This is a genomic window from Paenibacillus sp. ClWae2A (assembly GCF_032452295.1).
In the GTDB taxonomy this organism is placed as follows: domain Bacteria; phylum Bacillota; class Bacilli; order Paenibacillales; family Paenibacillaceae; genus Paenibacillus.
On sequence record NZ_JAULSQ010000002.1, the window covers coordinates 609,926 to 629,187 of the forward strand.

General features: G+C 45.4%; 18 protein-coding genes, 1 tRNA gene and 1 pseudogene. 5 read left to right on the top strand and 15 right to left on the bottom strand.

From position 1 onward, the window contains the following. Positions 1 to 179 precede the first annotated feature (179 nt). The 7 genes and pseudogenes from QVE09_RS08780 to QVE09_RS08810 all read right to left on the bottom strand — a co-directional run. Positions 180 to 1,391: a M14 family metallopeptidase gene (locus QVE09_RS08780; protein ID WP_397387020.1), complete on the bottom strand. Its 1,212-nt coding sequence runs from the start codon at positions 1,389 to 1,391 to the stop codon at positions 180 to 182. A 228-nt stretch (positions 1,392 to 1,619) separates the two neighbouring features. Further along, positions 1,620 to 2,429 carry a glutamate racemase gene (racE, locus tag QVE09_RS08785; RefSeq protein WP_315936501.1) on the bottom strand — a complete coding sequence of 270 codons (810 nt, stop codon included), beginning with the start codon at positions 2,427 to 2,429 and terminating at the stop codon, positions 1,620 to 1,622. A gap of 219 nt (positions 2,430 to 2,648) precedes the next feature. Next, on the bottom strand, positions 2,649 to 3,026 hold the full coding sequence (locus tag QVE09_RS08790; protein ID WP_091032288.1) for a YtxH domain-containing protein: 378 nt from the start codon (positions 3,024 to 3,026) through the stop codon (positions 2,649 to 2,651). Positions 3,027 to 3,210: 184 nt separating this feature from the next. Then, entirely contained in the window at positions 3,211 to 4,125 is a 915-nt protein-coding gene (locus QVE09_RS08795; protein ID WP_315936502.1) for a DUF4261 domain-containing protein, read from the bottom strand. A 10-nt stretch (positions 4,126 to 4,135) separates the two neighbouring features. Further along, positions 4,136 to 4,597, bottom strand: a complete 462-nt coding sequence (locus tag QVE09_RS08800) for a DUF86 domain-containing protein (protein ID WP_315936503.1) — start codon at positions 4,595 to 4,597, stop codon at positions 4,136 to 4,138. A gap of 173 nt (positions 4,598 to 4,770) precedes the next feature. Further along, the gene (locus QVE09_RS08805; protein ID WP_017689429.1) at positions 4,771 to 5,058 is read right to left on the bottom strand and encodes a Dabb family protein; all 288 of its coding nucleotides are present in this window, start codon (positions 5,056 to 5,058) and stop codon (positions 4,771 to 4,773) included. Between the two features lie 284 nt (positions 5,059 to 5,342). Next, positions 5,343 to 5,726: pseudogene (locus QVE09_RS08810) on the bottom strand (phage holin family protein); the annotation flags it as partial. Positions 5,727 to 6,174: 448 nt separating this feature from the next. On the opposite strand from QVE09_RS08810, the gene QVE09_RS08815 reads away from it, so the two are divergent. After that, positions 6,175 to 6,771, top strand: coding sequence for a helix-turn-helix domain-containing protein (locus QVE09_RS08815; protein WP_017689431.1), 597 nt, complete (start codon positions 6,175 to 6,177; stop codon positions 6,769 to 6,771). Positions 6,772 to 6,994: 223 nt separating this feature from the next. On the opposite strand, the gene QVE09_RS08820 is transcribed toward QVE09_RS08815, so the two are convergent. Continuing rightward, complete coding sequence (locus QVE09_RS08820) at positions 6,995 to 8,149, bottom strand: sn-glycerol-1-phosphate dehydrogenase (RefSeq protein WP_315936504.1); 1,155 nt, start codon at positions 8,147 to 8,149, stop codon at positions 6,995 to 6,997. Positions 8,150 to 8,307: 158 nt separating this feature from the next. Here QVE09_RS08820 and QVE09_RS08825 point away from each other — a divergent pair, with 158 nt between their 5' ends. Then, positions 8,308 to 8,493 carry a hypothetical protein gene (locus QVE09_RS08825; RefSeq protein WP_076209053.1) on the top strand — a complete coding sequence of 62 codons (186 nt, stop codon included), beginning with the start codon at positions 8,308 to 8,310 and terminating at the stop codon, positions 8,491 to 8,493. 111 nt (positions 8,494 to 8,604) lie between these two features. On the opposite strand, the gene QVE09_RS08830 is transcribed toward QVE09_RS08825, so the two are convergent. Beyond that, positions 8,605 to 8,689, bottom strand: a tRNA-Leu gene (locus tag QVE09_RS08830). A 224-nt stretch (positions 8,690 to 8,913) separates the two neighbouring features. Between QVE09_RS08830 and QVE09_RS08835 the strand changes: the two genes are divergently transcribed. Both QVE09_RS08835 and QVE09_RS08840 read left to right on the top strand, forming a co-directional pair. Beyond that, positions 8,914 to 9,906, top strand: coding sequence for a Gfo/Idh/MocA family protein (locus QVE09_RS08835; protein WP_315936505.1), 993 nt, complete (start codon positions 8,914 to 8,916; stop codon positions 9,904 to 9,906). Positions 9,907 to 10,248: 342 nt separating this feature from the next. Further along, positions 10,249 to 10,611, top strand: a complete 363-nt coding sequence (locus QVE09_RS08840; protein ID WP_315936506.1) for a winged helix-turn-helix transcriptional regulator — start codon at positions 10,249 to 10,251, stop codon at positions 10,609 to 10,611. 49 nt (positions 10,612 to 10,660) lie between these two features. Here the strand turns inward: QVE09_RS08840 and QVE09_RS08845 are convergent, their stop codons facing one another. From QVE09_RS08845 to QVE09_RS08870, 6 genes are all read right to left on the bottom strand, one after another. Continuing rightward, on the bottom strand, positions 10,661 to 12,277 hold the full coding sequence (locus QVE09_RS08845; protein ID WP_315936507.1) for a sensor domain-containing diguanylate cyclase: 1,617 nt from the start codon (positions 12,275 to 12,277) through the stop codon (positions 10,661 to 10,663). A gap of 163 nt (positions 12,278 to 12,440) precedes the next feature. Further along, positions 12,441 to 13,178 carry a spermidine synthase gene (locus tag QVE09_RS08850; protein ID WP_315936508.1) on the bottom strand — a complete coding sequence of 246 codons (738 nt, stop codon included), beginning with the start codon at positions 13,176 to 13,178 and terminating at the stop codon, positions 12,441 to 12,443. A gap of 160 nt (positions 13,179 to 13,338) precedes the next feature. Continuing rightward, on the bottom strand, positions 13,339 to 14,241 hold the full coding sequence (locus QVE09_RS08855) for a LysR family transcriptional regulator (RefSeq protein WP_315936509.1): 903 nt from the start codon (positions 14,239 to 14,241) through the stop codon (positions 13,339 to 13,341). Between the two features lie 4 nt (positions 14,242 to 14,245). Further along, entirely contained in the window at positions 14,246 to 14,929 is a 684-nt protein-coding gene (locus QVE09_RS08860; protein WP_315936510.1) for a DUF1266 domain-containing protein, read from the bottom strand. After that, complete coding sequence (locus tag QVE09_RS08865) at positions 14,913 to 17,516, bottom strand: hypothetical protein (RefSeq protein WP_315936511.1); 2,604 nt, start codon at positions 17,514 to 17,516, stop codon at positions 14,913 to 14,915. Before QVE09_RS08865 ends, QVE09_RS08860 begins: the two co-directional genes overlap by 17 nt. A 245-nt stretch (positions 17,517 to 17,761) precedes the next feature. Next, positions 17,762 to 18,196: a MerR family transcriptional regulator gene (locus QVE09_RS08870; RefSeq protein WP_315936512.1), complete on the bottom strand. Its 435-nt coding sequence runs from the start codon at positions 18,194 to 18,196 to the stop codon at positions 17,762 to 17,764. 170 nt (positions 18,197 to 18,366) lie between these two features. Here QVE09_RS08870 and QVE09_RS08875 point away from each other — a divergent pair, with 170 nt between their 5' ends. Beyond that, the gene (locus QVE09_RS08875) at positions 18,367 to 19,245 is read left to right on the top strand and encodes an SDR family NAD(P)-dependent oxidoreductase (RefSeq protein ID WP_315936513.1); all 879 of its coding nucleotides are present in this window, start codon (positions 18,367 to 18,369) and stop codon (positions 19,243 to 19,245) included. Positions 19,246 to 19,262: the final 17 nt, after the last annotated feature.

Consider the following 19,262-nt stretch of genomic DNA (forward strand, 5'->3'; position numbering starts at 1 on the left):
ATTATATATGTCGCCGAAACGGCACATCCACCATTACCCGTTCCAAAACCATTCAGAACGAATGACGCAACATGCCATTATAAAAAATAATAAAAACGGAACGTCGCTCATAGCGCCCGTTCCTGTTATACGAATGATCTGCTATTAAGTTTCACACCTTCATCATTCGGGGTCTTGCCTCATTGTCCATTGGATAACAGTTCAGCCAGCAACATTCCTACTTCGATACAGATATCATCAAACTGTTCTACGGGAAGCGGATTAACACCCAATCCAACTTCCACCGTGAAGCCCGGTCTACCGAAATCTTGAATAAACCAGTCCTTGTATCCGGCATCACTGCCACCGAGCTTCACCGCCTTGTAGCCTGAAGCTTTGGCGAGTCTACGCGACAGCGGTCCACTCTCTCTGGGTTCCAGATCACGGTAGTTCCAATAGATCTCCTGTCCCTGACTATGCAGGGATACAACCGCATCGAATGTGTGTTGCTGCGTCCACTGCGCAAGTGCCTGTGCCTCCGGTTCTGTCAATGGCGCTGTCCCTGCATAATCCCTGGGACCAGGTGAGGTTACACCTCTTCTCGCTGCCTCTTCATCCCAATGGGCTGGAAATTGATCATTCAGATCCACCCCTCTGATGTTAGCCTTCCAATGGGTGAAATGTGATCTGTCGGCATTCCAGGCCAACAACTGCTGTGCATGTGGATGCTGATTAACCACACCTTCCTGAACCAGTTCGACCCCGTCCGGATTAACCATCGGCACGGCCCAGAGTGTCGTCTCTTGCATCCAGCGTTCTGTCTGGTATTGATGCCATGTCCTATGCGCACTATACGCCTCGGCATACTCTTCGATAAACTTCATCAGAACTGCTGATGTCAGCCACTCATTCGCATGAACAGAAGCGTTAACATGGATATGTCTCGGCCCTTTCCCGATACGTAAATAAGGCAGCGACTTTCCCATGACACTTGTTCCAATGGACCCCGTCTCGATAAACGGGTATTGATTCTCCAACTTGTCTATATCCCTGATTAATTCTCGATAACCATACTCTCCCTGAATCTTCACAATAGTTTTTCCACTCGAAGCTGGAATATGAATACAACGACCAACCCAGTCGGTTATGTTGGTAATTTCGGGATTGGCCTGGCGCAACACCTCTTCGTCCAGACCAAATCTCCCTGCAATCTCCCCTACACTTCCTCCGGGCGGTACAGCGTATCTGCGACCTGTCCCAGGGACAATACGCAGCATCTGACCTGCCAGCAAGTATGGTTGGGAAGACACTTCCGGGTTCAGTGCAGCAAGTAACTCTTTGGTCATATGGTGTGCTGACGCAATTCGCGGCAACGTATCTCCCCGCTGAACGATAATCCACTGCAGATCCATGTTGTTCTCCTTTCCACAGGAAAAGACAGGTCTCCTGTCCGGTTCTGACCAATTTCGTGTCTATAACATATGTATGCAGGTCGGGTTGTCCGTCATGTGACATGAATCATGTTCATATCCTGTTAGTGCATAATGACGACAAAAAATCCCGGAACTTCACAGTTCCGGGATAGCTCACAAACAAAATACATTAATTAAAAGTCTTATTCATGCATATTTTGAGTATAACTATGATAATTGCGTAACCTGCCAGACAACAGGGGTCTTGGAGATCTGCTCTCCCAACCATCGACGGGTGATATTCTGGAACATGCGTGGGTCGCCAGTGCAGAAAAATTGATGCACCGGGGTCTCATCCCCACTGGCCAGCTTTCGTTTATCATATAAAATCGTACTGATTTCACGTGCCGTTTCATCTGCTGAACTGATTAACTTCACTTCCTGCCCCATAACTTCCTGAATCGTGTCCATGAGAAAAGGATAATGCGTACAACCCAGAATAAGACAATCGATTGGCTGTTGTTTGATCTCGCCCAATGATTGTTCCACCGTATGTGTCGTGTGCTCGGAACGAAATTCACCTTGTTCCACCAACGGCACCAGCGCCGGGCAAGCCTGACTGACCACATCAATATAGGGGGACAACTGTTTGAGTGCCGTTGTATAAGCCCCACTACCTATGGTACCCGTGGTACCAATCACACCAATACGTCCTGTACGTGTCGCTGTGATTGCGGCCCGCGCACCCGGATGTATAACACCAATGACAGGCATATTCACCTTGCCACGGATATACTCCAACGCGGCTGCTGTTGCTGTGTTACAGGCGATAACGATAACCTTCGGATTGAATTGGATCAAGAAATCAACGATTTGTTCCGTAAATTGTTTTACTTGTTCGGACGAACGGGGTCCGTACGGTGTCCGGGCAGTATCCCCAAAATAAATGATCTTTTCCCGCGGGAGCTGACGCATCACTTCCTTGGCGACGGTCAACCCCCCCACACCGGAGTCTAATATAGCGATTGCTTGCTGCACGAACACACCGCTTCCTTCTTCATTGAATTGGTTCTCAAAACGATTGTTTCTCAGAGCTTTCTTCCTACCGTATGAACATTCCGGCAAAAAGGTACCTACATCTTACCCGATTTCATCGCAGGGTTCAAATTAAATCCACGTGCTACGCCATCTATGTGTGGACACGCAACAAAGCAGGCTCTCCTCTAAATAGAGGAAAGCCTGCTTATCAAGCTTTGCTTAGTTGTCGTCCTTGGACTCATCCGCAGGAAGCTTCGCTACGATGTCAATTCCGGGTTCATCAACTGCTTTATCGATATCGTTATCCACAATGGCTGCCGATATGCGAATTTCTTTCCCTTCAGCGCAATTGCGCCAGGATTGAATATCCTGAATCACGACATCTGCGGTCTCTTTAACTTTGGATACGATCTGTGAACTTTGTTCTCCCACGATACCAGCCAGTTCCTGACCTTTCTCCGATACCTGACGAGCACCTTCTGTAATATCCTGACGAAGTTCACGTCCCGATTTCGGTGCCAGCAATAATGCCGTTACTGAACCAACCACGGAGCCAATAAGAGCTCCCCACAACAAACTTTTGTTAGAATCCTTCACGTCACATCTCTCCCTTTACTATTGTTTAAGTACCGGATCAGAAGCAACGGTCTGTCGCTCAGCCATCCGGGCGAATGCCTACTCTGTTGATGCATTATAAGCAGCACAGGCTTGACTTGACACTCCAGATGTTAAAAATAATCTGAACGCCCTTTTTGAATGGATGCAAATGACTTGGCTTAATTCAGTTCTGACGAGCCGGCTCGAGATCAGCCGCGGCATGTTCATCCCCCGGGTCCAAATCAATCACATATCGTCCAGGTGCAATCAATGCAGCCTGATGTTCACAACGCCAGCGACGTCCACCTGAAGAACCCAGCGTCTGTCCATCTTGCAGAACATCCCCCTGATCAAATATGTAATACGCTGCACCCAGTAAGGTCTGAGCCACCGTATCGGGATCAAGACCAACGAAATGACACTGGACATCAGGTACACCCAGCGCAGACAATCCTACCGTATCCATAACCAACCCGCGCTGTTCCTCTGTACCTCCGGCTTGATACATTCGAACGTTCATGGCTGCATACAGATGTTCCTCACGTTCCTGGGCTTGCGTATATGCTTCCGGTTCAACCAGCTTATCACTGCCATACCAATACAGCGCATCACAGGTCAAACTTTCCATGATTGCCAGTACAGTCTTCTGAAACAGCTCCAGGCGCTGTTTACGAGGCATGGCAGCCGTGAACATATCATGTATCCGGATGGAGTACCGCGAGGCTTCTACAACCTGTCCCACTTCCGGCCAATGCCATGCTTGTTGCAGAGCACCGCCAAAGCGAGAACGATCTGCGATTTCATTCACAGGAAGCATACAAGTCTGAGCAGGGATATCCCCTTCCTTAAAGGAAACCTTGTGGTCCAGATGATAGAAGACAAGCATCTCATGCTTTTGCCCTCCGCTCTCTTGTTTCACATCCAGTCGGACTTGTCCTGTATGGCGAATCATCGCTTCCTGCAAACGCAGGCGATCCACCTCTGGACGTTCCCGGAACAAAAGTTCAACCATATACACCGGATGGAATCCGGAAGGTGTTTCATTTGTTTCGATACTTTCAGTATTTACTTCATTGAATTCTTTTGATTCATTTGTCATGCGATTTCCCTCATTCCTTACGCTGTCCCTCGGCCTGTGCCGTATTGAAAGGACCAAGTTCTTTTTCCACGTAGGCGCTAACCTGAGTAGTAAAATGTTCAAGTATACTCGGCAGCTCTACGCTAAGCGGATGAAGCTCAGACCGCTCCCAACTGTAATAATCCTGCACCAGTGGCTTGCGTAACGTGACAAGCTGACGCAATATCTCATAGGTCGAATGATCAAAAACCTTTTCTTCATAATTAATCTGAATAATATCATCATAACTGCTTGCATCTCTCATGATGAAGCCGTCAATCAGATAACTTCCCACATCGGTAACAATCTCGATCGCCAGGTGAAGACAACGTTCCTGTACCATCCCCAGCATGAGACTGCCGTCCCAAGTCTCTGCTGCCCCACGAAGTCCTTCAGCTACTTCCGGTACAGCAGCAAGCCGGCGGGCAATCTGTTCTCTGTTCACATAATACATTCGTTCACTTCCCGTTCAGTGAGTTATCGGTTCCGTTTCCCTCTTCGCTTAAGCCAGAATATCATCACAGGACAAGCGATTAGAAACACAACAAAAATATATAGAAATTCCATAACGTCTCTTAAATCGCTCATGCAGAGTCCCCTTTATCTCAACGTAGTTTGAATGACAGATCAGATTTCGTAGTCCACTGCAATTGACTGTTCTCTGACTTCGTTCATGTACTTGATTACTTCCTGATGAAGCGGGTGCACCTGATACGCCTGAAGATCCTCCAGTGACGCAAACTCCGCCGTGAGTGAAATGTCGAATGATCTCTCCGAGCGAAGCACATCAATCCCGATTTCAAGTGAAACTAGGACATCAATTTTACCTTCCAGATTGCGAAGCACCTGTGCTGCAGCTTCAATACTTTCTGCTGAGCGATCTTTCATTTTGAACAGGACAATATGTTTTATCATCTGGGCAAACACCTCGTTTAATATAATAGTAGAAATGAATGAATTTTCATGTATCCAAAATATATCATAACGTTCTCTATTACGAAAGGATACTTGGAAACGTTCTCTTGATAAGAAAACTAATCCGAACCGTTTTCTTTCGATTCGGATTTCTTTTGCGATCCATCCTCCGTCTGTTTCGCGGATTCATCCTGCAGAGTTTGTCCTGTTTCAGCCTGCTGCTTGATGTTGTCCGGGGTTTGCTGCGGTTTGGACCATTCACGATTCATCAGATCCTCCTGATCCTCCTGTTTCTTCAACACTGCAATGGCCTGTCTGAGCTTTGCGGGCAATGGAAGACCGATTTTGGCATAATTCTCGGTAATCGAAATAAGTTCATTCACCAGATAGAAATAAATAGCTCCGCCTTTGATAAAATCGGTTCCCATGATCAGGTCAATTCGGTGAGCAAGCAAAACAACGGTCAGCATGAGCCCTTTGCGAGCAATCCCCCAGAATCCAATGTTGCTATTCAACCCGGTACCTGTTCTTACCGCCGCTGCCAAACCTGTTATATAATCCACAGCCATCGCGACCGCGAGCAGGCTCAACAATTGATCCCATCCGCCAAAAGCAAACGTAACAAATGCTCCCGAGATGACAGCAAAGGTATTCACAGATAGATGCACGTTCCTCACCTCTCCCTTACACTTGAGTATCATACAATATATGTAAAAGTAAGAGATTTGACAGGTCACATGTCATGCTGAACATGCGGATTTATCATTTCAGATTTGTGCACATCCTCTACGCAACAGCGGAACGAAAATCACATGCTTTTGGGGAATTCAGGGAAATAAACCGCATCATATCAACAAAAAACAGATAAAAGTTCTTTAGACCCAGTAATAAGCAATTAGAACTATATTATTTTTATTCCTGTTCAATTTCTCCCCTCATTTTTAGTGAAACATTGTAATCTAGGAATATACTAGGATGTGAATTGCGTATGGTCTAGTTCGTAGTTCCCTCTTTATCGTGAATTCACGCATTGACGCATTTGTAACCGGTAATCCTGGCACTTGAAAGTACCCCGTTGTTTATTGTAGTATTTGGTTAAAAAAAATCGGAGGAAATATGCCTAATCAACCAGAACAACATTCCATCCAGGCGTGGTCTCTGATCAACCGTAAATACTTGGGAAAAGGCGTCCGTGTTAAACGATTCCGAAAACCGACACGCTGTCAAATCCGCAATCGTGTTCTTCTTGCCGTGCTGATGGCCAATGATATCAAGTTGTCCCAGCTCGCTGAAGACCTCTCCATCTCTTCACGCAGTGTCAGTGCGTGGGTATATGAAGGACGGATACCCGGCAGTACCAATTTGGACAAGACTTGCCAATTACTCGGCTACCCGCGTCATATTCTCTTCAATGAAGAAGTTGTGCGTAATAGCCCTGTCATATGTCAACCCGAGTCATCTCGCTTCATGAAGCGTACGGTGACCCGTTCTCCGGTTAGTAACCGTATTTTGACAGGCTTGTGTATGGTCCATGATCTGTCGGTGACAGATGTCAGCCACTGGATCGGGGTTCATCCCGGCACTTTCCGCAAATGGCTGCATCAGGGAACACTGCCTTCTGCTGCATTTCAGGAACAAGCGGAGCAATTTTTCCGTATCCCGAAAACTATTTTGTTCGCAGATGTCATCTTGAAAGATCGTCGCAACAACTAAATAAGCGAACAGCCAAAAGGCTCTGATCTCCCCATAGGGAGGCCAGAGCCTTTTTTAAAATAAAATGCATGCCTTCTCTCTCGGACTTGAAGCACTGTTCTGGCTATTCCATCAGAAATGTCAGATAACCTACCCTTTTTCGCCTTTTGCTCCCATGGAGAGCCATCACAGTCCGTTACAAGCTAAGTTTATGCATTTCATCGTGACCATTCTCTCTAAAAGGTCATCCTGACCTCGTGTTTAACACTTCATTGATATATCTCAATCCGGTATATCGAGGACGAAGCGTATGCGCTGTGTTGAACGCATGTTCCACCATCTCCGGGGTTACACCGAGCTGCTCAGTAGTCACAGGTCCCCCTACTTGTTCCAACCATGCGATAAGCTGAGAAGCCTCCGGCAATTGGTCATATATCCCAAACACTGGTTCACCCGATGTCTGTACAAGTTCTTTATATTTCACTGTAAGCAATGCACAAGCTACGCCAACTTTGGCACCATGCAGAACCGGTCTTTCTCCCGCTTGCATCAGATCCATCTCCAAGATGTGGGACAGATGATGCTCACCTCCGGATGCCGGACGGGAATGGTCAATAATCAGCATGGAGAGGCCAGAAACAATCAATGCGTCCATTAATACAGCCACTCCTTCAGCCCGCCCCTCCGCAATAGCTTGTACATGATCAATGCAGGTATTCAGCGCTTCTTCTGTCATCCGATAAGCGACTGGACAGAACGGTTCTCCGCCCAGTTCACGAGAAACAACCCAGTCTGCAAGCGAAGTATATTTACCAAGCATATCTCCGAATCCGGCAGCCGTCATCACTTGGGGGGCTTGCTCCAGAATATCCAGATCGGCAAAGATAGCCTCAGGCGGAACAGCCTGAAACGTTTGTTTGACGCCGCTTACAATTAAGGGTGCACCCGCAGAGGTAAACCCATCCACTGAAGCCGCTGTCGGTATCGACAGAAAGGGCTTGTTCATTTTGGAACAAACAAATCTCACCAGATCATGAATGGTACCTGAACCCACCGCAATTACAGCCTGACTTTCGAGTCTCACACCCAACATAACCTGCACAATAGCCGCTTCGTCCGCAATGATATCACCTGTCCGATTCTCCGGCAGAGCGATCTCATCCACATGCATTCCCACTTCGCGAATACTACTCAGCACATCAGATCCTGCCGCCTGAAACGTATGTCGATCATAAACAACCGTCACCTGATGGTATCCTTGCTCAGACAAATAACCCGGTAACCTCTGAATGGCCCCAGCTTCCAGATGTATCAGCATATCCACCACTCGGTGTTGATGACCGCAAGCACACTGCTGTGCTTCCTCATTCCATGCTGCAATTCGTTCGTTCATATTCATTCGCTCTTACCCTCCCATATGAGATATCATGCATAATTAACGGGTTAAAACCACAAGATAAAAAAGGAAATAAAATGTGATGATTTTCCTGATCACACTTTACTGCCTGTACCCAATATTTGCAAATCCATATCTCACATTTCCAAGTAGGTGAAGCAATGAAATTAACCAAAGAATTAGGAATTTCGCTCGGATTTCTGGCCGGAACTACCTTTGGCAGCGGTATCGCTTTTTTGTTTCGTCTCCAGTCGGTTGAAGTGGTTGCCAGTGTTACGCTGTTCGGTATTGCAGGAGCCATTGCCGGGATCATCATGGCAGTCATTCTACGCCAGCGGCAACATTAGCATTAGCAAGCATGCTGGTAGCAAAATGTAGGCTTCACACGAATGATCCACAAAATAAAAAAAGGTTCGTGAATTGCCCTAGAGCAACTCACGAACCTTTCTTTGGTTAGATGCGGTCGAGAGGACTCGAACCTCCACGGGGGGTTAGCCCACACGGACCTGAACCGTGCGCGTCTGCCAATTCCGCCACGACCGCATAATATGTATCTCCTCATCCATCGATGAAAAATGTTCCGGTGAAGCAATTCCTTGTTTTACCGTAATTCAGAGTATACATGCTCCAAAATAAAAATGCAACTTCTTTTTTATTCATTCAGGAATAGGACATATGTCCTTTTTTATCATCACCAAACATCCTATCGTAACATTAAACAAATAATCCATCCATACGAATGCAAAAATGAAGGAGAGAATCTAATTTTGAAAACAACCCATCTGTGCTTTATCGGTGCCGGGTTTCATGCATCCACGAATATATATCCTTCTGTTGTTGAAGCCGGAGCGCAGATCCAGGCCATAGCCACTCGCAGTATGGAACGCTCTGAAGCAGCTCTGCTGCGATTTGGCAGCAACGGGAACGCGTATGACAATGCTCTGCTTATGTTACAGCAGGAAACTTGTGACGGAGTCGTTGTGGTCGCCCAGCCTGTAGATCAGACCGCTCTTGTCCTTGAATGCATTCGGGCTGGCAAGAATGTATACGTGGATAAGCCGCTCGGATGGAACGCAGCGGAAGCCGCTACTGTAGCAGAAGCTGCCGAGCAGGCTGGCGTCGTTGTCATGGTCGGTTTTATGAAACGTTATGCTCCGGTATATATGAAGCTGAAGGAACTCATTGATAGTAGTTCGCTAGGTAAAGTGCGTTCATTCCAGATGAAATTCGCTGTAGACAGTACCCCATTTTGCAAGGATGAGGAACAGTTCATGAAGCTCGCTGCCATTCATATGGTCGATCTGATGCGTTACTTATTCGGAGAAGCAATACGAGTTACAGGCACAGCCGTGAAAGATGGGGAACACATTAATCAAAGCATTTCCCTTGTATTTGAGAATAACGTAGTAGGCAGTGCTTATTTTACCGGCATGAGTGCTTGGTCACGGGAGAGTGAAAGTGTACTCGTCACCTTTGACAACGGATTTGCATCAGCTGAAGAGATCAATACACTTACTGTTCATCAATCCCGAAGCTCGACCAGCATTCCCTGGAAATCTCTCGAGGAACAAGATACCGTATATACACCTTCCGGGTCTCCCATGTCAGGAGCTTATCGCGACCTTTATCTACGCGGGTTTGTTGGTGAAATGGTGCACTTCATCAAGTGTTGCCAGAATCAGACCGTCCCATATTCCAGCGCCAAGGATAGTATTGCAACGATGGCTTTATGTGACTCCATTCTATCGTCACTGAAGTAGCGTATATACGCTCATTATCATATTTTAACATCCAGAGCCTTGGCAGTGTGTGCCGGACTTGCTGAACTGGTCGGTGGATTCCTGTTTGGAGCCGGTGCATATTCCCTCGATGCCCTGATATAATGTACAAAATTCATCACATGGAGCCTCAATGTTTCGCAAGACGAAACCGGGGCTCTTTTTTTTCTTATAGACATCATCTCATCTGCCTGAGCCTAGAATTAGGGTTTATAATCTGCATCATAAATGATATGCTCTTTCATGAACTATACGTACTTTATGTAATGTAACCACCCAAATGGATACTATAGAAAATCACCGTAAAGCGGAGGTGCACTTATAATGAAAAAGGACGCAACCAATCCATGTCCCACGCCATACGGCTGTTCCGTGGAAGTTACCCTTAGTGTGATCGGAGGCAAATGGAAAGGTGCCATTTTGTATCATTTATTCTCTGGTCCTTTGAGATTTAACGAGCTCCGAAAATTGTTTCCTGACATCACCCAGCGTATGCTCACCCTGCAACTTCGAGAGTTGGAAGGCAGTGGAATTGTTCATCGTGAAATATACCCCCAGATCCCACCTAAAGTGGAGTATTCCCTCACACCATTTGGTGAAACATTACGGCCGATCATCTTCAGCATGCGAGATTGGGGAGAAACGTATACAAATGAGGTTCTGGCCAGATCCTCACAAGAGGTATAAAACACAAAAGAAGCTGTCCCTTGTTTTTAGGGAACAGCTTCTTTGCTGCTTATTTAATAACCGTCTGGATCGTAACCGTACGGTTACGCCCCTCTTCCTTCGCTTGATACAATGCATTATCCGCCAAGTGAAACAGTTCTGTGGATGATGTGGAGTGCTTTGGATATTCAGCAATTCCAGCCGAGATGGTGACAGAACGTTCTATAGGCAATATGCTTTCCTCGACCGTTATTCGGATACGTTCAGCAATCTCAAAAGCCACGTTGGACTCGGAATTCCTTAACAAGACTACAAATTCCTCTCCACCAAACCGGGCACAGACATCTTCTGAGCGAACAGACAATTGAATGATATTGGCAATGTGTTTCAGTACTTCATCACCCGCATGATGCCCGAATGTATCATTAATGGATTTGAAACGGTCAATATCCAGAACAATAATGGAGAATGGCACTTCATCCTGAATCCATTCCTGGATGGCTTCTTCGAAGGTTCTGCGATTGTTCATGCCTGTTAAAACATCGGTTCTGGCATCATAGACAAGCTGGTTTGTCTGTTTCCTAAAGTTCACCAATGCGCCAACAACTGCTCTTGTGAGAAGGTCTGCCTCTCTATTCCAGTGAGGTTTTATCACCGGCAGATCCACTTGACCCTTATCGACCTGATTCACCAAATCAGCCAACATAGCAAAAGGACTGGCCAGCTTGCGTGCAACCCGAACCACAATAAGGGTCAGGATCAGGAAAGGCACTGAGGTGTACAGCAACAACATACGGATATGATGATTCAACTGATCGTACACCGTTTGGGTTGGAGACACGATTACGATACCCCAGTCTGTTGATGGAACTTTGTAATAACCTGCAAGTGAATCTACCCCTGCCAGGTTTTTGTATTGTTCTTTACCGTTTTCGTTTACTAGCAGCTTTTGCACCACTTCATTTTTACTGACATTTTCACCAATTCGGTTGGTGTTTGGGTGAAATAACAAAGTGCCCTTTTTATCCACAATAAAAAAGTAGGAACCATTACTTGTCTTGAGCTGACTGCCAAAAGACAGACTCAATATATTATTTTCCTGTAAAAAGATATTTCCACCAATCGTTCCTTGGTACGCCCCTGTCGAATCAAAGATCGGTTCACTGACAAATACAATTCTGCGTTTGGTTCTGGGTGTCTGGTACGCTTCGGAGATATACGAAGCCCGTAAATTAACCGCTTCTTTTGCTGCATTGGAACTAACATGGTGACCTACACTAGCCTCTGAGTAAGGTGAGGTAGATCTGACTACTCCCGCTTTATCTACCAAAGAAACGGAATTGAAAAAATTACTGCTATTGCGAACCAAATCCAATGTGGAATTCAATTCTTTTGTATTGGAGCGATCCATATCCGGGAAATATTTGGCTGCATATTTCAAGCTCTCCTGCATGGAATAAAAAAGCGAATCCAGAGTTTGGCTCATTTGCACAGCGCTTGCATAGTTTAGCGATAGGGTGTTATCAATGAGTGACTGTTTCTGAGATGTATAAGATGAGATGACCATGATGGTCAATGTCATTAAAACTGAAATGGTTACCAGCCCGCCGAGCAAAGCCGTAAGGCTGATCTTCTTGATGTTTTTTATTTTTTTTCGTAATCTAGATCTCTTGATCTGTGCAATCATCGTTTACTTCCCCCGGATTTTCATGAAAAGGCATATTCCTTCTATCTTATATGAAAGTTGTTAAAATCAAATAAAGAGTTTGAGAAATCTTAACAATTACATCGTAAGATTGACGATTTAATGACATTTTACTTTCCTGGAAGAATCACTGTTCAGGATCGCCCTAATCGACAATGATATATCCTTCTTCTGGCTCTTGTTCAACAAACCCTGCCATGTGTCGAACCTGAAATTCGATCGGGTGATGACTGCCCATTAAAATGCGATTTTGAACTTCATCCGCTGTTTCTGCAGGTAATGCGAATGCACGTGTATAGGCAAACTGTGCCTGAAGTGTCGTATAGATCGCATTGACAAGCCGGTCGTTGCCCGCACGCCCGAACACATTAAGAATCACAGATCCGTCCGAGTCCAGCTTGTCCTTGACCATGGCAAAAAAATCACTGGATATAAACTGCTCGGGTGTACCCGTTGCCGTAAAAGCATCAATAATAATATAATCATATGTCGCAGCGGACTCCTGGCCTAATAATTCACGACCATCCCCAATGAGCACTGGACTTCCCTCATATCCAAAAAAGGTTCGGCTTAACTCCACGACCTCTGCGTCCAGCTCAGCCACCTTTACCTGACGATCAGACAAGTAGGTTGGCAATGTGCCAATACCATGTCCCACCACAAATACGGTATCAAATTCAGGGTCATTCCGTTCCATTAGATGTACCATCGCTCTTGGATACTCCAATACCATCCGGGCAGGCTCATCCAGATCCATTGCACCCTGCACAGCTGCGTTGGAGAACTCTAATACACGAAATCGCCCCTTCTCTCCATACAGCTTTTTGGTATCATATACCGTCAGCTCATGCTGTTCACTTTTATTCCGATACAGAACTCTCACTAACCGTTCTCCCTTCAATCTGTTACACCTATTCGACATATACCTTCATTCTATTACACGGGATGACAACATACCACCCTATACTTGAATGTTCGTAGTACAACAAAAAAACCGTTCCGACTCAACCGGAAACGGCCTATTGATGAACCATTTAACACTACTAAGACCCTATGGCCTCATGAAGAGCTTGGACATATGCTACACCCAGATTAGAGAGAGAAGTACTCTTGTGGCTTATCCAGCCTACATTAATAGTTTCCTCACATTCCAGCGGTACAGGAATTATCTCGTTTCCGTTCAGATCGGCGCTAAGTACACCCGTGGAGATCGTATAACCATTCAAACCAATCAACAGGTTAAACAATGTTGCGCGGTCATTGACCTGTATGCTTTTGGGGTGAGATAACGTACTCAGGATCTCTTCGGAAAAATGAAAGGAATTGTACTCTCCCTGGTCAAATGACAAATACGGATAATCCTGCAGTTGCTCGATTGCAACCGACTCCTGCTTCGCCAGCGGGTTCTTCACACTGATAAAGATATGGGGTTTGGCTGTGAACAAACTCGTGAAAACCAGACCTGCATCTTTTAACAATTTGTTAATTACCTTGGCATTAAATTCATTCAAATACAGGATGCCAATTTCACTACGCAGGCTTTTCACGTCCTGAATAATCTCGTAGGTCTTTGTCTCCCGAAGCGCCAACTCGTATTCATCCTGACCATACTGCTGTACCAGACGAACAAAGGCATTCACCGCAAACGCATAATGTTGTGTCGATACAGAGAAGTGCTGCGGGGATGGCTTGGCGTTCAGATAACGATTCTCCAGCAGTTCAGCTTGTTCTACCACCTGACGTGCATAACTTAGAAACTCAACGCCTTCTTTAGACAGCGATATTCCCTTATTGGTACGTTCAAAAATGGTAATTCGCAGCTCCTGCTCCAGATCCCGAATGGCATTCGACAGGCTGGGCTGCGAGATAAATAGCCGTTTGGCCGCTTCATTCATGGAACCGCGCGTGGCAACTTCGATCACATATTTTAGTTGTTGTAATGTCAAGGTCTTATCCCTCTCTTTCTGGTTCAACAGGCAGACCAACGGTTGCTTCTTCCCACGGAAGTACATTCCATGGACTGTCTACCCGTTCGAACAAATGCTCTACAATCGAAAAGTGCTCCAGGGCTGACTCCGTCTCCAATTCTTCATAGCCATACTGACGTCCTATGAGGTAGGCAAGCCCGAATTCCGTCCAACTTGAATACGCCTTTTGAATTCGCTGCGCCATTTCATACATAAACGTCCATGCCGTCTTCTCATCTACATAACCGACCTGCATCGCCATCCGTGTAATTGATATGGCTCTTCCCCAGTCCCAGGCGCTGATACTTGCCGCATTCAGGCGACTGTCATAGAGTTGGATGACCCTCAATTGGGTTCTGATCGTCTCATCCTCCAAACCAAGGATGTAGTTTTCCTGCTCCTGATGAGTCATTACAGACAATAACGCCCTGCGTTGATCAAATTTATCATGGTGCCCGCTTCCTTCTCGAAAACTTTCCATTTGCTGATGAAATGACTGCTCGTCCCGAATACTCCATGCTCGACCAAACATTTCAATGATGCCTTCCCTTTTCCCATCCAATCGTTCAATATCATACCCTGTGGCGAATTCCAAAGCGTTTGCCTCAAGTAAAATAGCTCCCGCTGCCAGAGTCCACTGTTGTCTTGTATCAAGCAAAGAATGCATCGTTGAATACCTCCACGTTATAATACGGTCTGAGCTCTTCATCATTCAAAAGATCAGGGAATTGAAGTGGTACCGTTTGTTTCAATCCCATCTGGAATATATTGAACTTCAGCTTATTAAACCAGGCTCCCCGTTGACTCAGACGCTCTTCCATATCCTGCAGACGTGCAAGGTAATCCGGATGATCAGGTCGGTCTGCCACAGCCTCTCTGGCATACACAAGTGCCGACTCTCCTTGACCAAGATGCATATAGGATAAACTCAGTAAACTGCATGTATCCCCCCGCAAACCAAACTCGTAAGCCCGGGTCAACATTTTGCGAGCGACATCGTATTTACGTGCCTGATATAGATGTAAGCCCGCATAATAATAGCTGTAACCGTCAATCTTGGCAGGTTCTACTGTTTTATAATAATGCACCATAGCACTGTCCAACTCATCCCACTGCTTGAGTTCGGCAAAGATGCGAATCATCTGTAAAAGCGCCCACGGATTATTAGGCTCGTGATCCTGAATCTTCAGAATCCATTTTGCTGCCTCCTCAAACTTACGATCCGCAAGCAGGCAGACAGCAATCATTTTTGTTAATAAAGAAACCTCCGGTATCTTTTTGTGAAGCGCTAAGAAGAAATCATGAGCAGTGCTCCAGTTCTTTCTAGCAAAATGGAGATCCGCTGCTGCACCAAGAGATTCATCTTGATACGCAGTGTCCCCAGTCTCCAAATATTGTTCAATGGTAGACAACGTAAGATCAATCTTGGCTTGTCTTCTGTAGGCTGTAAATAGATGATACAGTGTGCTCGGATAACTCTCGATACGTAGACAAGCTTGGAAACACTGAACAGCATCCTCGAATCGCTCTACATTCATATACGAGATGCCAAGGTAGTGATAGAGATCAGCACTTTCATTACCTTCATTCATATAAGTCTCAAAGCACGTTATAGCCTTATCATACTTTTCTAAATGATAGTAACTGAAAGCTAACCCAAATTCGTAGCCTGCGCCACCATTTAATGTTTTTGCCTGCAAATAATTCAAGATAGCCTGTTCATATTTTTCAAGCATACGATAGGATTCCCCGAGATAAAAATAAACTCCCCGCTCTTCTGCCATGTGTTCTTTCAAAATAAGACCGTCTGAGATTACTGCCTCATAATGATCAAGATTATAATTGACCTTTATGCGTAAGTACAAAGCCTCTTGATGAACAAAGGCCTCTTCTTTAGCCCTTGCGACAGACTGATTAAGGTACTGTAAAGCAAGTTTTAGATCAACATCGTATGCCATTTGAGCAGCCAAAAACCAAGCATTACTGCTTAACAGTACTTCTGATCCAAATCCTTCAATCATGGATATTACCTTGTCTGATCGTTTCTTTATACGGTAAAGCTCCATCAGTTCCTCGATCTGTTTCGTTCCAGGAGGGCTGTCATTTTGAAGCTCCTCTTCCAAAATCGTCAAGCGTTCTTGCTCATATTCATGCCGTACATGCCATAGACGAGTTCGCAGTTCCAAGTCCGCTGGGAATCGTTCTAACGCTGCCTCATATACGGCTATGACTTCATTCTTTCTACCCAACTGGATTAGACACTGCGCTGCAGATGATAAAGCAGGGCTATAGATCACTGCTTCAGTTGCCTCCGACAACTGCATGTTGATGGATAACGCTTCTTCCGCATGTCCACACTTCAGTAACACGTCTGCCAAGTGACGGAGAATTTGAGGCTCATTTGGTAGTATAACTGCAAGCTTGGAGTACATGTGGAGCGCAGTCTCCCAATCCTCAACGTTCATCGAATATACCGCAATCAAGCGCAGTAACACAGGGTCTTGTTCATACATTGCGTAAGCTTTGCCCAACATCTCGTGCGCTGTGTCCAAGTCTTGATGAATGAGTGCACGTCTTGCGAATTCACGAAAATATAAATAATCGTCGATCTCCAAACCATCTGCTGCCGCTTGGTGTAAAAATTCAAGCTGCAAATCATATAGACTTTGACTTTGGTGACGAATGTGACTTAGAAACGAGGAAGAAAATCGCTCGCTTAACTCCAGTTCATTGTCCATCCAGCCAAACGTATCATCCAATAATTTCCATACCATACCAGGCAGCCAGCTTCGTTCTGTCAAAACATCTAACAATTCGATGTGTAGTCTTTCCCTAACCTGAATGCTCCAGAATTGCTCATCCTCTACAAGGTTCACCCATAGATCGTAACGAGTGCGTGAGTCGAAATCTTCATACAGTCTAATCGTTCTCTCCAGAAAATGATTTACAACTTCACGTAGCGGATCTTCCCGCTTAGGAGGAGTTATACGTAAGTCTTCGATATGTATACCTTGAGCTAAATCCTGCGTATCTTCCGTGAAGTGGTGTGTACGATCATCATCAAAATCAACATTTATCGGTTGGATCGAACCTGTTGATGCTATTTTTCTAGCTTGCTCGTAAGCTGCTCTAAGTTCCTTGAACCCTTCGGGATTCTCTTCTGGATGATTATGTTTTAACCGTAATGAATAAGCCCGTCGAATCGCATTTAAATCTTCAGTAGGCTCTATACCAAGTATTCCCCAGTAATCCATGCTGTCGTTCCTCTCTTATCTGGAATTCTTCTCAATCTACAGATGTAGTTGCTATATAAAAAAGTGTAACATTGCTCATTAATATATCATATCCCTGCTTCATTAAGCTTCTTTTCAGACAACCCTCTTCGTAAAAAGTGATATCTAACAACCTCGCCATACATTCGATATTAAATGCTAGTAACAGCAAAAAGACCCGCGTCATCATAACGTGGGTTTTCAGATTCAAATAGGCAGCAGCGCCATCAAGAGAATATGTTTTGTTTTTCAAAAACAGACATCTGGTTCTCCCCGGTAATAGTGCATTCATCAGGAAACATACTTCGTTTCTCCAACTTCTCATCTATAAAATCAACGACTTGCTGTAGCGAAGCAATCTGTGCTTCAACTTTCTTCCGGTAATTCACCAGCATCTCCCGTTCCTCCGGGAAATCTGCGAGATCGGAATCCATGGACATCTGTAAATAAGGCTTCATTTCCTCCAGAGACATTCCTGTTTTTTTCAGGCAAGTGATCAATTTCATCGTATGGATATCCTCCGGGCGATATACCCGATGGCGATTGGCCTTGCGTTCTGCTTGGGGAAGCAGCCCAATCTTCTCATAATAACGAATGGTATCTTCCGATAATCCGGCTTGTTCTGACGTTTCTTTAATGGAGAACACTTCATTCTCGCTCATCATATGGGCCTCCTCCACATTCATTTCTCTCCATATTACAACTTGGAGCTGACTCCAAGTCAAGCATGATCCGTTTCATTTCACCCTCTTGACTTGGAGTCGACTCCAAGTTATAGAATGAGCGCAGCATACAGATTCGTTCTGTAATCCCATTCTATCTGGAGGTATATATGAATATACAAAATCAGCTTCGCACCGCTCTCATCACAGGCTCAACGTCAGGAATTGGTCTTGAACTGACACGCAAGTTACTGGCTGAAGGATGGCAGGTAATCGGTCTCAACCGTTCTGCTTTCCCATCCGAGGATAAAGATATTCAGAACGCCTTACGTTCAGGAGAGCTTCGTTGGGTTCAGGCTAATCTGACCAACTACGACAGTCTGAGAACTGCACTGGATCAGATCAAATCCGATACCGATTCGATCGATGTCTTGTTTAACAATGCGGGGGGCAGCGCTTCGGAGCTTCGTTTCTCTGATCAGGGGCATGAACTGCACTTTGAACTTCAGACGGTAGTCCCTTACATCATTTATATGGAACTAGTTGAGCTATTGCTCAAAGGACAGATGAAAACAGTCATTAATACTTCCACCACCGCGTTCAGTATGGTCAAACAATTTGATCTGAACATCTTGGAACGTCCAGCTGAATTCAAAAAACTGTTTGGTCCTTATGCCACTTCGAAGCTCGGTCTATCTCTATGGACACGCGAGGTTGCCAAGTCTGCCGATGCGGATGGCATACAACTTCTAAGCGTAGATCCCGGTGGAAATAATACGCTAAGGGGCAAGAAAACATCCGGCCTGCCCTTCTACATCAAACCCATCATGAAATGGTTCTTTCCTCATCCAAGCCATGGCGCTTCATTGCTCTACAGTGCGGCTTTATCACCCACCAGACATGAATCCGGTACATTTCTGGTTAAAAACAAAGCAACAGCACTTCGTTTCACAGAGCAAGGCCCTGCCGTTCTCCACCGGGTAAACGAGATTTATGAGCAGCGTTTTCGTACAACGCAGTCGGGAAAGCCTGCAACCAACCTATCTTAATCATGATGGACTGTGAG

What these genes read in the sequence shown, in the direction of transcription:
- QVE09_RS08870 (WP_315936512.1), bottom strand. Translation starts at nt 18,196, where the DNA reads ATGAGCGAGAATGAAGTGTTCTCCATTAAAGAAACGTCAGAACAAGCC.
- QVE09_RS08820 (WP_315936504.1), bottom strand. Translation starts at nt 8,149, where the DNA reads ATGAATATGAACGAACGAATTGCAGCATGGAATGAGGAAGCACAGCAG.
- QVE09_RS08865 (WP_315936511.1), bottom strand. Translation starts at nt 17,516, where the DNA reads ATGGATTACTGGGGAATACTTGGTATAGAGCCTACTGAAGATTTAAAT.
- QVE09_RS08815 (WP_017689431.1), top strand. Translation starts at nt 6,175, where the DNA reads ATGCCTAATCAACCAGAACAACATTCCATCCAGGCGTGGTCTCTGATC.
- QVE09_RS08780 (WP_397387020.1), bottom strand. Translation starts at nt 1,391, where the DNA reads ATGGATCTGCAGTGGATTATCGTTCAGCGGGGAGATACGTTGCCGCGA.
- QVE09_RS08795 (WP_315936502.1), bottom strand. Translation starts at nt 4,125, where the DNA reads ATGACAAATGAATCAAAAGAATTCAATGAAGTAAATACTGAAAGTATC.
- QVE09_RS08845 (WP_315936507.1), bottom strand. Translation starts at nt 12,277, where the DNA reads ATGATTGCACAGATCAAGAGATCTAGATTACGAAAAAAAATAAAAAAC.
- QVE09_RS08825 (WP_076209053.1), top strand. Translation starts at nt 8,308, where the DNA reads ATGAAATTAACCAAAGAATTAGGAATTTCGCTCGGATTTCTGGCCGGA.
- QVE09_RS08875 (WP_315936513.1), top strand. Translation starts at nt 18,367, where the DNA reads ATGAATATACAAAATCAGCTTCGCACCGCTCTCATCACAGGCTCAACG.
- QVE09_RS08840 (WP_315936506.1), top strand. Translation starts at nt 10,249, where the DNA reads ATGAAAAAGGACGCAACCAATCCATGTCCCACGCCATACGGCTGTTCC.
- QVE09_RS08800 (WP_315936503.1), bottom strand. Translation starts at nt 4,597, where the DNA reads ATGTATTATGTGAACAGAGAACAGATTGCCCGCCGGCTTGCTGCTGTA.
- QVE09_RS08805 (WP_017689429.1), bottom strand. Translation starts at nt 5,058, where the DNA reads ATGATAAAACATATTGTCCTGTTCAAAATGAAAGATCGCTCAGCAGAA.
- QVE09_RS08860 (WP_315936510.1), bottom strand. Translation starts at nt 14,929, where the DNA reads ATGCATTCTTTGCTTGATACAAGACAACAGTGGACTCTGGCAGCGGGA.